Origin of the sequence: Aliiglaciecola sp. 2_MG-2023 (assembly GCF_030548145.1) — a bacterium.
In the GTDB taxonomy this organism is placed as follows: Bacteria; Pseudomonadota; Gammaproteobacteria; order Enterobacterales; family Alteromonadaceae; genus Aliiglaciecola; species Aliiglaciecola lipolytica_A.
Map to the genome: position 1 here is coordinate 68,587 of NZ_JAUORY010000004.1, position 14,025 is coordinate 82,611.

Genomic DNA, 14,025 nt, shown 5'->3' on the forward strand with positions numbered 1-14,025 from the left:
AACTGCCCGTAAACAGGGAATTCTTAGATATTGACTTTCGGTTTTGCATCTGATTTTCTAGATACATAGCTTTACATACCGTTAACACAAAAACGTTATTTATCCCTTAGAAAATTAGTTGGTTACAACTCACTTTTGCAGTTAAACACCAACGATACTTCATCCAAGAAGTAAGGTTTGATGGGCTGTAAATATTATTTAAACCATTTTAAAAGAAGGTACATTTTTTGGACTCACTTCTCGATTTTAGCGGCCAAGTGGCCATGATAACAGGAGCTGCCAGTGGATTTGGTCGTTTACTTTCACAGGGCTTGGCAGCTAGGGGTTGTAACTTAGTCATTAGTGACATCAACAGTGAAGAACTTGCGAATACGGTTTCATCCCTTAAATTGGGAGAAAACAAAGTAATATCAATGCTTTGTGATGTAAGCAAAGAAGATCAAGTTAAGGCGATGGTTGATGCTGCAATTGAAAATTTCGGCAGACTCGACATCGGCGTCAACAACGCAGGAATCGCCCATCACTTAACGCCTCTGCATAAAATAGATCAAGCGACAATGGACAGCCAAATGGCGGTAAATGTAAATGGTGTCCTGTTTGGCATGAAGTATCAAATTGAAGCCATGTTAAAACAAGGTTCTGGTCATATTTTGAACCTAAGTTCAATGGCCGGAATCGGTGGTGCTCCAAAAGGAGCAGCTTATGCAGCTGCCAAACATGCGGTGGTAGGTCTAACTCGCACTGCTGCGGTGGAATATGCCAAAAAGGGCATACGCGCAAACGCTATCTGCCCTTTTTATAGTCCGACCAATATCTTAGCGTTAGACGGTTTTGATTCACCAGAAAATCAACAACGCTTAGCACAAGGATCACCGATGCGACGATTGGGCCAACCTCAGGAAATAGTCAACACCATGATACTGATTTTATCTCCTGGAAACTCATATATGAGCGGTCAAACCATCGCGATTGATGGTGCCGTCAGCGCTTGGTAAAAGTAGCGTCAGCGCTTGGTAAAAGTAGCGTCAGCGCTTAGTAAGAGTAGTCTCAGCGCTTGGTAAAAAATAGCCTAAGCACCTAATAAACATAGCGTCAACGTTTGATGAAAATAGCGTTGACGCCCGGTAAATCAGCGTCATAGCTTGGGGCATTGATTCAATTTTTTAGTAAAAAGCAAACGCTGAACTTTCCGAAAAATAATTTCTCGATTTTAATCACAATCTAGTTAGCTTAATAGGAGCTGATACATGAAAGGACTAATGATGAATACGCAATTGATGATATCGTCAATATTGCGTCATGCTGAAAAAAACTTCCCCACTCGTGAAATAGTATCTGTTACCGCAGACAATCCACGACATCGATATACCTACGCAGATTTTGCCAAACGCACCCGCCAATTAGCCAATGCTTTGGAATCAATGGGAGTTAAATTTGGAGATCGCGTAGGCACATTAGCGTGGAATGATTATCGGCACCTAGAACTTTACTATGCTATTTCTGGCACTGGCATGGTTTGCCATATGATTAATCCAAAACTTTTCCCTGAGCAAGTCAATTACATTATCAACCACGCAGAAGATAAAGTGTTGTTTGTTGATGTATTAGTAATGCCATTAGTTGAAGCCTTGCAGAATCATCTCAAAAGTGTTGAAAAAATTGTGGTATTGACCGACCGACAACATATGCCAGAAACGACTATTAAAAACGTTATCTGTTACGAGGAGCTCATAGCGCAATTTGATGACAACTATCAATGGCCAGAGTTTGATGAAAATACCGCTGCGGGTATGTGTTACACCTCAGGTACCACAGGTAACCCTAAAGGCGTAGTGTACAGCCACCGTTCAACGGTACTGCACGCCTATGCAGGCTCCTTACCTGATGCAACATGCGCGTCTAGTAACAGCGTTACCCTCCCCATAGTGCCGATGTTCCATGTAAATGCTTGGGGTATTCCCTATGCTGGTGTGATGGTTGGAAGTAAGCTAGTGATGCCGGGGCCTAAAATGGCTGACGGAGAAACATTACAATCCCTAATTGAAAACGAAGGCGTTACCCTCAGCTCTGGTGTCCCCACAATATGGATGGCGTTGTTAGAGTACTTAGATAAAACCGGCAAAAAGATACCCACTTTGAAGTGTGTCACTGCTGGCGGTGCGGCTTGTCCTAGAGGTATCATTGAACGCTTCAAACATGATTATCAAACAGAAGTAAAACAAGGTTGGGGCATGACGGAAATGAGCCCACTAGGTACCTTATTTACCTTAATGCCGGGCATGGAAAACCTCTCCGATGAAGAAGATACTGAACTTCGACTCAAACAAGGTAAAACCGTATTTGGCGTTGAAATGAAAATAGTCGATGACGAAAACAATGAGTTACCTTGGGACGGAGTGGCATTTGGGGCCCTAAAAGTGAAAGGACCGTGGATTGCAACCGGCTACTACGGCATGTCACAAACCCCTGGAGACGATGACTGCCCAGTTGATGAAGATGGTTGGATGAATACCGGTGACGTTGCGACTATAGATCCACAAGGATATTTGCAAATAACCGATAGAACCAAAGATGTGATTAAGTCTGGAGGTGAGTGGATAAGTTCTATCGACATTGAAAATGCCGCTGCAAGTCACCCACAGATAGCCGAAGCGGCGGCAATAGGACGTTATCATCCTAAATGGACAGAACGACCTCTTCTAGTGGTGGTTCAAAATGAAAACGCCAACTTAAGCCGCGATGATGTCATTGATTATTTGAAAGACAAAATCCACAAATGGTCGCTTCCTGAAGATGTTGTATTTGCCAACGAACTTCCGCATACAGCCACCGGAAAACTTAATAAATTGGCATTAAGAGACAACTACAAAGACTACGAATTTCCTCATTAAGCCACTATAAAACGGTATATCATGAAGCAAAATCTGCTTTGTGATATGCCGCCATCAGGTATAAGTACTCATACCGATGTATCAAGCAATGACTTCCTTTCACCTTCTAAATCACTTTAAATTGAGCTATTAACCGTTTTTTATTCGTTAAAGGCCTTTCCCAGAATGAAAGTATTTACAGTCTCCTTCCTGCTCGTGATTTTTTCATGGTCAGCGAATGCTTCGATCATAGGCACACAAGTCGCTTGTGACATAGAACCTTCAATTTTGTGGGAATGTGATAACAGAATTTCAGTTGCTCAAGAGAACAATAGCGAATTTAATATCCTGTTGATGGGTAACGCGTACTTCAGTGTTAATTTTGAAAGCGACTCATTACTGATCAGTAATCTTCAGAGCAATTTACAGTTGAGAGCAAACGAATTACTGAGCTTTTCTTTGCTGCCTAACCTGTTCTCTGCAAGTGATTTTGATCTCATTACCGCGGTGGTGGGATTTGATGCGTCAGACATTGATTTTGACGGTGAACTCCTAGCGTTTAATTTACATAATACTCGTTGGTCATCGCAAGATTACATATTATTGAACTTCACTAACAATGCAGCAGCAGTGTCAAATGCACCGACTGTTTTACTGTTTTTAATTGGTGTGATAGCGCTTAGAAGTCGCTTACGCACAAGGCAAAAGAGTCTGCTACGTAAAACCACCTAAAACAGCATTCTAAAATTGAAAAAGGGAGAATTCAAATTTGCCAAAAATACTATTTTTTTTGATGTCTATTTTTCTGGCAAATATCGTTTTTGCCACCAAGGCAAAGGCTGATATCAACTCAACTTTGATGAATATATGCACTATCGTGGTTTCCGATGATTCATCAGACTTACGAAATAAAATCGAGGAAGTTAACAAACATTACCGACTAAAGCTGCGACATTATTATAATAGTATTAGTTGTGATGGGCAGAGTTTAATTAGAGCAGCCATAATCAATGATGCCTACCAAACGGCTGAGCTATTAATCAAAAAATTACCAAAATTGAATTTACGTTTGCCAGAATCCGATGGTAAAACATTACAACAATGGATCGATGACAAAAATTTGAGTGACTCCCCCATTGCGATCACTTTATCAAACAAAATCTAAGCGCTATCTTGCAAGTTTTTTAACGTTTCTAAAACCATTTGAGTCGCTTGGGCTTTTTTAAGATCATGCACCCTCGGATATTCTTCTTCTAGCATAGCCAACACCGACATCATGCCCCAATGATAGCCAGAAGATAACACTAAATAGGCAAAATCATTGTGTTTATTTTGCGCTTTTATATCGCTAATTTGAGGTGATAACTTGGATACTTCGTTGCCATAAAGTTCTACGTTTTCAAACTTATTTACTTCAAAAAATAACGATTGATAAGCATCGGTCTGCTGATAGGCGTGACTGTAAACTAATGCATCAAATTGTACATATTGTTGATTAAGCAAAATTTGGAATGCTTTATCACCATTTCGAGCATGCGCTTGTAACCCATTCAGGCTTTTCAATAAAGGCGTATTAAACGAGCGCCAAGCTACTGAGTTACGATATCCTAGGTAAGGGCTATTCAGCCCCCCTACTTTGCCATCACACAACTCTTCACGTATGCCTGGCGATAGGTCGTCGGCGAGTTCAATCTGGCGGGCGTAGCCTTTCGCGTAACTAATACTAAATAGACGATAAGCAAGTTGTGAAACGTCGGCCAAAACATCTTGTTGTTGTTCGGCCGTAAATAAATTTTCCTGTTCGGCTAGCGTCTTCATCGCCTCGGTAAAAATCGGTTGATTGCGATTATAGGAGTTATCGAGGGTACTGTGGTCTATATCTGCAGAGCACGAATAAGCGATTAAGAGCGCATTCCAATCGGCTAGATTGGTTGCTCTCACATGCACCATAGCTGTAAAAAGATTAGCATGTACAAACTGCTCAGCATCATTGAATAACTGATTGTGCTCATCGAGCTCTTGTAATTCGGCTTGGGTCAAGACTCTTTTAGCCGAGCAACCAGTGAGTAATATAATCACTGATAGCAATAAAACCAGAAATTGACGCACAGATGTATACATGAATAAATGAGGCCTCAAAGAAATGAGGCCGCAGTGTATTATTTCACTTGCAGGGATTCAAGTATGATGTTTAATCACTTTCCCTGGCTGCCATAGTTAAAACTTCTATGGGCGTAGCGCCATTTTACCTTTAACTTCGCGCCCTAGTACTTTATTAAGTGCTTCGTGCGCTCGTTCCAATGGCAAAGTCTCATCAACAATAACTTTGACCTTTCCTTGTAAGTACCAGCTAAGTAGCTCTTTCATGTTGTCTTGGAAATCCTTGGGTTGGTGCTGGGTAAACGATCCCCAAAATACGCCAACCACTGAATATCCTTTCACCAGGGCTAGATTCACCGGAAATTCAGGGATAGTGCCACCAGCAAAACCAACTACCAGCAAACGACCATTCCAACCCATGCTTCTTGAACATGCGTGGAAGGTATCCCCACCAACACATTCATAAACCACGTCAGCGCCTTTTCCGCCAGTTGCTTCTTTGAGTGCGGTTTTAAGGTCTTTTTCGGTGTAGTTAATCAGAATGTCTGCACCATTTTGTTTAGCGATATCCAGCTTTTCTTGCGTTGAACAAACGGCAATGACTTTAGCTCCCATCGCTTTGCCTATTTGCACAGCAGCCAAGCCCGTACCTCCAGCGGCACCAGTAACAACTAAGGTTTCACCAGGCTGAATATTGGCTCGCTGTTTCAAAGCATGATGAGCAGTAGCGTGAGCTGTTACTAAAGCGGCACCTTCTTCGTCAGGAATTTCGTCAGGTAAAGGTAAAACATGAGTAGCAGGAACAGCCACTTTTTCAGCATAACCACCTAAGGTGCACAGCGCGATAACGCGGCTCCCCACTTTTAGATGTGAGACTCCCTCACCGATTTCACTGATCACCCCTGCAACTTCGCCACCGGGAATAAATGGAAAGTCAGGTTTGCTCTGATACAGCCCCTGAACTAATAATCCATCTGGAAAGTTCACCCCAGATGCCTTGATATCAACAATAACCTGTCCCTTTCCAGCTTTTGGATCAGGTACATCTTGATAACTTAATTTTTCTACGCTGGCGAATTCCTTACATACTATTGCTTTCATTGATGTTCCTCGATTAATTCTACTGCCATTTTGGCCAACGGCGGCACCATAGCCCCTACTTTGCTGGCTTGTTCATTTGACGCGTTACCTTCTAATGCCCGCTTGGCGACACCTTGTGCTATCGCAGCTAACCGGAAAAAGCTAAAGGCGAGATAGAAAGGCCAATTATCAATTTTTGCTAAGCCTGCACGTTGACAATACCAACTGACAAATTCTTCCTCGCTAGGAATCCCCAAAGCTTGCCTATCAACGCCTCCCAAACCACTGGAATGGCCGATGTGTGCAGGTAAACGTAATTGCATACATTGATAAGCTAAATCAGCCAAGGGGTGTCCTAGGGTGGATAATTCCCAGTCCAAGACGGCAATGATCTGCGCCGATGTTTTCGAAAACATTAAGTTATCTAGACGATAGTCGCCATGCACTAAAGACACTTTTCCATCATCGGCTGGGATATTTTGCTGCAACCAACTAATCAGCTTATCCATATCGGGTATGCTATCTATTTCGGATAATTTGTATTGCTTAGACCAGCGACTGAGTTGCCTATCAAAGTAATTTCCAGGTTTACCGTAATCACTAAGGCCAACACTGTCCACGTCTACGGCATGCAAATCAGCCAACACTTGGCTCATTTGCTGATACATAGCATTACGTTTTTCGTTACTGTCAATCTCAGGCAGGGCACTATTCCAGTACACTGCCCCGTCAACATACTCCATCACATAAAACATACTGCCAATGATGCTAGTGTCTTCGCACAGGTGATAAACCTTGGCAACAGGCACCTTAGTATCTTGCAGTGCGTAAATTACTCTAAACTCGCGATCTACAGCGTGCGCTGATTTGAGTAATTTCCCCGGCGGTTGCCGTCTTAAGACATAATTAGCATCCCCAGCCGTAATCTTGAATGTGGGATTAGATTGCCCGCCGCTAAATTTCTCAGCACTAAACGCACCCGTAAAATCTGTTACGTGAGTGCGGAAGTAAGCCTCTAACGCTTTCATATCAAGTTGCTTCACTGGATCTGGTTTTGTCACTTTAACCTCGATAAATAATCTAAATTACAAACTATTAGGTAAATAAAAACGACCTAAACGCTATTTTTTTGATGTACCAACGTGATCTTTAATTAAGTTACGTCCCAATTGCATCATATGCACCTGATCAGGCCCGTCAGCAAGTTTGATTGTTCGCGCATAGGCGTAAATTGCTGAGAGTACAAAGTCTTGACTGGTACCTGCTGCGCCATGCATTTGAATCGATTGATCGATAACGCGACAAGCCATGTTAGGCGCAACGATTTTGATCGCAGCAATGATATCTCGTGATACTTTGTTACCGTAACGATCCATTTTGTCAGCCGCTTTTAAAGTAAGCAATCTGGCCTGCTCGATGTCACAGTGCATTTGTGCAATAGATTCTCTAACGGATTGTTGCTTGCTCAGAGGCTGACCAAACGCAATGCGCTCTTCTACTCTTTCACAGGCTAAATCTAGTGCCCGTTGAGCGCAGCCAATTAAACGCATACAGTGGTGGATTCTGCCTGGCCCTAAGCGCCCTTGTGCAATGGCAAAGCCTTCACCTTCACCAACTAATAAGTTGCTTGCTGGCACTCGTACATTTTCAAACAGCACTTCGGCATGCCCAATAGGCTCATCATAAAAACCCATGGCTTTCATCGGACGCACAACGGTTACACCGGCAGTGTCCATCGGCACCAATATTTGCGATTGCTGTCTGTGACGTTCCGCTGTGGTATCAGTTTTACCCATAACCACCATGATTTTACAGTTAGTGTTCATAGCGCCACTGGTATACCACTTACGACCGTTAATCACATACTCATCACCATCGCGGACTATCGATGTTTCAATATTCGTAGCATCACTAGATGCAACAGCAGGTTCAGTCATTGCAAATGCGCTGCGAATTTCGCCATTAAGCAAAGGCTCTAACCACTGTTTTTTATGAGCCTCACTACCATACTTAGACAATACTTCCATATTGCCGGTATCAGGAGCACTACAGTTAAAAACTTCAGGACTCCACAACACGCGTCCCATAGCTTCGCATAAAGGGGCATACTCTAAATTGGTTAAACCCGCACCGTAAGGTAAATATTCTTCAGGTAAAAACAAATTCCACAAATTCGCAGCCTTAGCTTTTTCTTTTAACTCGTGCATTAATGCAGGAGTCGTCCAACGCTGTGGATTATTTTCAACAAGCTCTATGTATTCTTGCTCTATGGGATAGATATTTTCGTCCATAAACTGGTTAAGACGGTCAAGTAAAGCTTGGGTTTTTGGAGAGTAATCAAAGTGCATGAAATGTATCCTCTGTTTTAGAATACAAAAATAGTAGAGTGATTAGTTGTATAAGTTTAATTAATTATTCGAATACTTTTGTATTAGTAATAGATATAAGCTGAATCTAATTTTAAACACCCTATCCTTAAGCACTGATTTTATTGGGTTGTAGAGCATGACAAAATATTCATTAAAGGCAAAATCAATAACAAATAATTTACATTTTATCTAAAATTAGCTTTTCGGCTTACGGCAGATTGACACATCTGCCTACTTTATGACCACATTCAAATATGGCGCGCTTAAAATAGAAGGGAATATATGAGGGGAAGTAAAAAGCAGATTACTATTTTTACAGGTTAATCTCCCCCGCTTAATAACAGTCATTGCTTAGGTATTTCAGCCATTATTACAATGCTAAATTAAGTACACCTTAAGTACTTTAAAATTAACATAGCCGTTTATTATTTTCATCGAGGATCTGTTGACCATCTTCTTTATAGTAAGGTCCTGCAGGCCAATTTTCTAGTAGCGCTAGGACTGCTTCACTCGGGCGACATAACTTAACACCTTTTGGACTGCACACTATTGGACGATTTACTAATACTGGGAACTTCAGCATGGCCGCTAAAATTGTCTCATCAGCTACACTTTCATAGAGTAAGCCAAGTTCTTTAGCTGGCGATTTACTCGTTCTTAAGGCTTCACGGGGAGTTAAATTGGCCGCAGCGAACAACCCCAACAATTGACTGTTTGTCCACCCTTGGGTTAGATAATCAATAATGATAGGTTGATATCCTGCATCCTCAATGATCTTAAGCACATTCCTCGAGGTTCCGCATTCTGGGTTGTGATATATAACTATCATATTAATCCTTAGAATTGAAAACTCAAAACCTGAGTGAATTGAGTTTACGTAAAACATTCGTTTATGCGAAAACGCTACTCGGCGAGCCACTCTTTAACTTGAGCACTGTTGGGAATTGAACCAGAGTGAACTAACTCCTCTTCCATCACGACCGCTGGCGTACTCATTACACCGTAAGCCATAATCACCCGAGGATCGGTTTCTTTTGTGACATCAATCGCCACATTTAACTCTTTTGCGTACTTTTCAAATAACTCTGCAGTTTTAATACATTTAGAACAACCCGTACCTAATACTTTTATATGTTTCATAAATCACCTCACAATAAAAAAGAAAATGCGTTAAATATCCAACCCACAATAGAAAATGATACTAACAACATGATAAAAACAATCGCCAATAAGCGCCATTGCATCACTTGTTTAAGCAAAATAAATTCAGGAAAGCTCGCAGCAACCGTACTCATACAAAAGGCCAGTGTTGTGCCTATCGGTAAGCCATTAACAATCAAACTCTCCATAATGGGTATAACGCCAGTCGCATTTGAATACAGCGGAATCCCTAATAATACGGCCGCTGGAACAGACCACCACTGGCCATTTCCAAGATGTTGTTCAATCCAACCATCTGGCACAAAACCATGCAGTGCAGCACCTAGACCAACACCTATTATTACCCATTTCCACACTCGACCAAATATTTCGAGGGCTTCATCTTTAGCGAATTGATGCCTTTGTGAGAAAGCGATTTTAGTGGATTCTGACGTTACCGTTGGATTCACAGAAGTGGGGTTATTTTGCCCCTTGTGGAGAGCTTCAGCGGCAAAGGATTGTAACCAGCGCTCGGCTTTAATACTGTCTAAAAAGAAACCTCCAACAATCCCAACGGTTATGCCAGTCACAACGTAAATTAAGGTAAACTTCCAACCAAGCAAACTCATCAACAACAATACCGCAACTTCATTCACCAATGGCGAGGTCAGCAGAAAAGCCATCGTAATCCCGACTGGAATGCCGGCAGAGGTAAAACCAAGAAATACCGGGATACTTGAACAAGAACAAAACGGTGTTATCGCACCAAAAGCTGAACCGAGCACGTAACCCACGCCTTTATTCTTACCAGCAAGGTAATCCCTCACACGCTCAACTTTCATTGAAGCGCGTAACAACGCAATGACGTAAATCATGACAATCAATAAAACGAATATCTTACTAACGTCTTCAACAAAAAAATGAACTGCGTCACCCAACTTTGACTCGGGGGTCAACTTCAATAAAGAATAGGCTATCCAATCAGCTAGTTGAGTGAACACGGCGAACATTTTTCATCCTCCAAACGGTTATTCTGTAAACCAATGACGAGTTCGATTCGCAAACCAAACTAATGACAACATAACGGGTACCTCTACCAGCACACCAACGACAGTTGCTAAAGCAGCCCCTGAATGTAAACCAAACAACGAAATTGCAACCGCAACAGCCAGTTCAAAAAAGTTTGAGGTACCTATCATACAAGCTGGTGCCGCGACGTTATGGGGCAGCTTCATTTTCTTTGCAATAAAATAAGCAATCGCAAAAATACCGTAAGTTTGAATCAACAGCGGAATCGCAATTAATACGATAGCTTCGGGTTTCGCCAAAATCGTTTCCGACTGAAAAGCAAATAACAAAGTCACTGTGGCTAACAAGCCAATGATCGACCAAGGTTTCATCGTTGCAAGAAACTGTTCTAATTTAGAATGGTCATCTGATTTATCTAATTTTTTACGAGTAATCGCGCCAGCAACTAGAGGAATTAATACATACAAAACAACCGATAGAAACAGGGTATCCCAAGGTACTGTAATATCCGTTACACCCAACAATAATCCGGCAATAGGCGCAAATGCGAATATCATAATAATGTCGTTTAAAGAGACCTGCACCAAAGTATAATTAGCGTCACCTTTGATCAGTTGACTCCAAACAAACACCATCGCGGTACAAGGAGCCACACCGAGTAAGATCATGCCTGCGATATATTCCGTTGCGGTTTGAGGATCGACCCAATCGGCGAATATTCCTTTAAAGAACAACCAGCCTAAAAATGCCATAGAAAAAGGCTTAATTAACCAATTGACCACAAGCGTAAGTACTAATCCTTTTGGTTTTTTCCCTACATCTTTAATTGATGAAAAGTCAATTTGTACCATCATTGGATAAATCATTAGCCAAATTAAAACGGCAATAACAATATTGACATGGGCATACTCAAAACTTGCAATCACCGCAAATGCATCCGGTGCGATACTGCCAGCGAAAATACCCACGATTATAGCCAGACCAACCCAAACAGATAAGAAACGCTCAAACAATCCCATGTGGTTTCTCCTTTTATATTGAACGTTGATTTACTCGCTGGCTTAATTGCTCAGCAGATTCAACACGTTCAGAATAGCGATCAACAAAATAATCTTTATTGTTACGTAGCAATAAGGTGAACTTCATTAGCTCTTCCATCACATCGACAATTCGATTGTAATAGGCGGAAGGCTTCATTCGATCGTTTTCATCAAACTCCAAATACGCTTTAGCCACGCTTGATTGATTAGGAATCGTCACCATGCGCATCCAGCGGCCTAAAACCCGTAGCTGATTAACCACATTGAACGATTGCGAGCCTCCACATACTTGCATCACCGCGAGGGTCTTACCTTGGGTAGGACGGACACCGCCAATATTCAATGGCACCCAATCAATTTGGCTTTTAAAGATGCTAGTCATAGAGCCATGACGCTCTGGAGAACACCATACCTGCCCCTCTGACCACATCATAAGTTCACGCAATTCTTTAACCTTGGGATGATGTTCATCTTCAGTATCTGTTTGCGGTAAACCCTCAGGATTAAATATTTTCACATCGGCACCGAAATGAATCAGTAAACGTGCACATTCTTCTACAACCAATCGACTAAATGCTCGCTTACGCATCGATCCATGTAAAAGTAAAATACGCGGTGCGTGTTCTAACGGTTCGGCAATGCATTTTTCAAATGTAGGTTTATCTAAACTCTGCTCTTCAATATTCGCTAATGACATGTCCCGTAGCATATTTAGTGTGCTCCTAATTCAGCTAAGGCAACTTTCAATTGGTCTGGATTAAGATCCTTTTTGGCCAATATTTGCAATTGCTTAACCCGAGCGGTGATTTCTTCAATGCAATGTTTAAAAGAGGCGGCTATCTCTTGTTCCGTGCCTTGCACCTTTGACGGGTCAGTCAGTCCCCAATGCACTTTCAGAGAATTCCCAAACCACAAGGGGCAAGCTTCACCGGCGGCTGAATCACAGACAGTGACCACCACATCGGCATCAAATTGTTCAAAATCATCCCAAGATTGACTCTTGAGTCCCTGCACCGAAATTCCAGCTTCTTGCAGATATTTGATAGATAAAGGGTGTACCTGCCCTGCTGGTTGACTGCCAGCACTTTGAGCCACAATCACATCACCTGCTAACTGATTAGTGATTGCTTCTGAGAGAATACTTCTACATCGATTATGAGTACAAATATATAAAATTTTCATCGTTGAACCCCGGTTAACAACAGTTATATTGAGCATTAGGAGAAGCTTTAAGTCGTTTAAAAGCCGCTTCGAAATAGGATTGGTTATGAAAAGTAGATTCTGTGATCACTTTGTTTACCCAGTCGGGTAATTCTGGATGAAGACGGTAATACACCCACTTCCCTCTTCTTTCATCCTGCAAAATGCAACATTTACGCAGCTCAGCTAAGTGACGGGAAATTTTAGGTTGATCGAGGCAAAGTGCCTCCATGAGATCACATACGCACAACTCGCCAGACTCAGCTATCAACATTAAGGATTTAAGTCGAGTATCGTCAGAAAGACATTTAAAAACTTGTAAAGGACTCATAAACACATTCGATTATTCATATATGTGATTAATCATATATGTGAAATTTCATATGTCAAATATTATATAGGTGAGTGATGTAATAAATGTCGCAGGAGTCGCCACTGTTATTAAAATTAATTTTTAAACGGCATAAATTAGGTCGCAATTTTAGCGGTTTAATTTATCCCCTATTAATCTTGATGTTACCTTTGCTTGATAGGTATATTTTGATGCCTAAAATGGTTAATAGAAGTAATAAAATGAGACCCGAAAATCCCAAAATTTGATTGAATTCTTTAAACGGAGTCCATTGTAAATAGTGAATTTTATACAGGGTGTTTATTAACTTGGTGTCACCACCACTTTGACTTAAGGTTAAGCGATTCCAATTAAGATTCACTTCAACCCCAGTGTTTGTTTTTGCTTTATAACCGTCACTCGACACTACATTTCCATAACGTTGTGGATTATGCAAAACAGCATCATTTACCAGCGTATGCAATTCAGATTGTTCGGAAAGCGTTTTAGGTAGATAGGAATCTGGATCTAGATGCTCAAATCCCTGTGCTGTTTTGACCAGTAAATGATGTCCTAGTATCGTCTTAACAACTCTTGCTTCTATCCAATTAGTTGAATTTGGGATGACAAATGATTGCTCCAATGGGTAAGTTTTAATCGCTAACTGTTCATATGCATCTTGATAACCTGGCTTTATAAAAAATATGAGCCCCGTAATTACCCAACCAATCATAGGTAAAACTAATAGCAACCCTAGGACTTTATGCACTCTTCTACTTTTCATTTAAAACACAACCCAAGCACACACCACATGTGACAAAATTTAAATTAAAGGGATTAATCAATGCTCGTTTAGCAAAGATAGC

At 41.4% G+C, this 14,025-nt stretch carries 16 protein-coding genes; 4 read left to right on the top strand and 12 right to left on the bottom strand.

What is annotated here, in order from left to right; all coding sequences use genetic code 11:
- Nucleotides 1-227: 227 nt before the first annotated feature.
- The 4 genes from Q4567_RS05730 to Q4567_RS05745 all read left to right on the top strand — a co-directional run bounded on the left by Q4567_RS05730 (nt 228) and on the right by Q4567_RS05745 (nt 4,035).
- Nucleotides 228-995, top strand: coding sequence for an SDR family NAD(P)-dependent oxidoreductase (locus Q4567_RS05730; RefSeq protein WP_303499678.1), 768 nt, complete (start codon nt 228-230; stop codon nt 993-995).
- Between the two features lie 252 nt (nt 996-1,247).
- A complete protein-coding gene (locus Q4567_RS05735; RefSeq protein WP_216049525.1) occupies nt 1,248-2,891 on the top strand; it encodes a long-chain-fatty-acid--CoA ligase in 1,644 nt (547 codons plus the stop codon).
- Between the two features lie 165 nt (nt 2,892-3,056).
- Nucleotides 3,057-3,602, top strand: a complete 546-nt coding sequence (locus Q4567_RS05740; protein WP_216049524.1) for a hypothetical protein — start codon at nt 3,057-3,059, stop codon at nt 3,600-3,602.
- Nucleotides 3,603-3,639: 37 nt separating this feature from the next.
- Entirely contained in the window at nt 3,640-4,035 is a 396-nt protein-coding gene (locus Q4567_RS05745; RefSeq protein WP_252729330.1) for a DUF3718 domain-containing protein, read from the top strand.
- Here Q4567_RS05745 and Q4567_RS05750 read toward each other — a convergent pair.
- The 12 genes from Q4567_RS05750 to Q4567_RS05805 all read right to left on the bottom strand — a co-directional run bounded on the left by Q4567_RS05750 (nt 4,032) and on the right by Q4567_RS05805 (nt 13,943).
- A complete protein-coding gene (locus Q4567_RS05750; RefSeq protein WP_303499680.1) occupies nt 4,032-4,991 on the bottom strand; it encodes a hypothetical protein in 960 nt (319 codons plus the stop codon). The genes Q4567_RS05745 and Q4567_RS05750 overlap by 4 nt on opposite strands.
- Nucleotides 4,992-5,096: 105 nt before the next feature.
- Nucleotides 5,097-6,071, bottom strand: a complete 975-nt coding sequence (locus Q4567_RS05755) for an NADPH:quinone oxidoreductase family protein (RefSeq protein ID WP_216049522.1) — start codon at nt 6,069-6,071, stop codon at nt 5,097-5,099.
- On the bottom strand, nt 6,068-7,078 hold the full coding sequence (locus Q4567_RS05760; RefSeq protein WP_303499813.1) for a phosphotransferase: 1,011 nt from the start codon (nt 7,076-7,078) through the stop codon (nt 6,068-6,070). Before Q4567_RS05760 ends, Q4567_RS05755 begins: the two co-directional genes overlap by 4 nt.
- A gap of 93 nt (nt 7,079-7,171) precedes the next feature.
- A complete protein-coding gene (locus tag Q4567_RS05765) occupies nt 7,172-8,398 on the bottom strand; it encodes an acyl-CoA dehydrogenase family protein (protein ID WP_216049521.1) in 1,227 nt (408 codons plus the stop codon).
- A 430-nt stretch (nt 8,399-8,828) separates the two neighbouring features.
- Nucleotides 8,829-9,248 (bottom strand): arsenate reductase family protein, encoded by a 420-nt coding sequence (locus Q4567_RS05770; protein WP_303499682.1) that lies wholly within the window; start codon nt 9,246-9,248, stop codon nt 8,829-8,831.
- Between the two features lie 74 nt (nt 9,249-9,322).
- Nucleotides 9,323-9,559 (bottom strand): thioredoxin family protein, encoded by a 237-nt coding sequence (locus Q4567_RS05775; protein ID WP_216049519.1) that lies wholly within the window; start codon nt 9,557-9,559, stop codon nt 9,323-9,325.
- Between the two features lie 8 nt (nt 9,560-9,567).
- Nucleotides 9,568-10,569, bottom strand: coding sequence for a permease (locus Q4567_RS05780; protein ID WP_303499684.1), 1,002 nt, complete (start codon nt 10,567-10,569; stop codon nt 9,568-9,570).
- Between the two features lie 18 nt (nt 10,570-10,587).
- Nucleotides 10,588-11,607, bottom strand: coding sequence for an ACR3 family arsenite efflux transporter (gene arsB, locus Q4567_RS05785; protein WP_303499685.1), 1,020 nt, complete (start codon nt 11,605-11,607; stop codon nt 10,588-10,590).
- Between the two features lie 13 nt (nt 11,608-11,620).
- On the bottom strand, nt 11,621-12,337 hold the full coding sequence (gene arsH, locus Q4567_RS05790; protein WP_216049516.1) for an arsenical resistance protein ArsH: 717 nt from the start codon (nt 12,335-12,337) through the stop codon (nt 11,621-11,623).
- A 2-nt stretch (nt 12,338-12,339) separates the two neighbouring features.
- A complete protein-coding gene (locus Q4567_RS05795; protein ID WP_216049515.1) occupies nt 12,340-12,810 on the bottom strand; it encodes an arsenate reductase ArsC in 471 nt (156 codons plus the stop codon).
- A 13-nt stretch (nt 12,811-12,823) separates the two neighbouring features.
- Complete coding sequence (locus tag Q4567_RS05800; protein WP_303499688.1) at nt 12,824-13,159, bottom strand: metalloregulator ArsR/SmtB family transcription factor; 336 nt, start codon at nt 13,157-13,159, stop codon at nt 12,824-12,826.
- 163 nt (nt 13,160-13,322) lie between these two features.
- Nucleotides 13,323-13,943 carry a hypothetical protein gene (locus Q4567_RS05805; protein WP_303499689.1) on the bottom strand — a complete coding sequence of 207 codons (621 nt, stop codon included), beginning with the start codon at nt 13,941-13,943 and terminating at the stop codon, nt 13,323-13,325.
- Between the last annotated feature and the right edge of the window lie 82 nt (nt 13,944-14,025).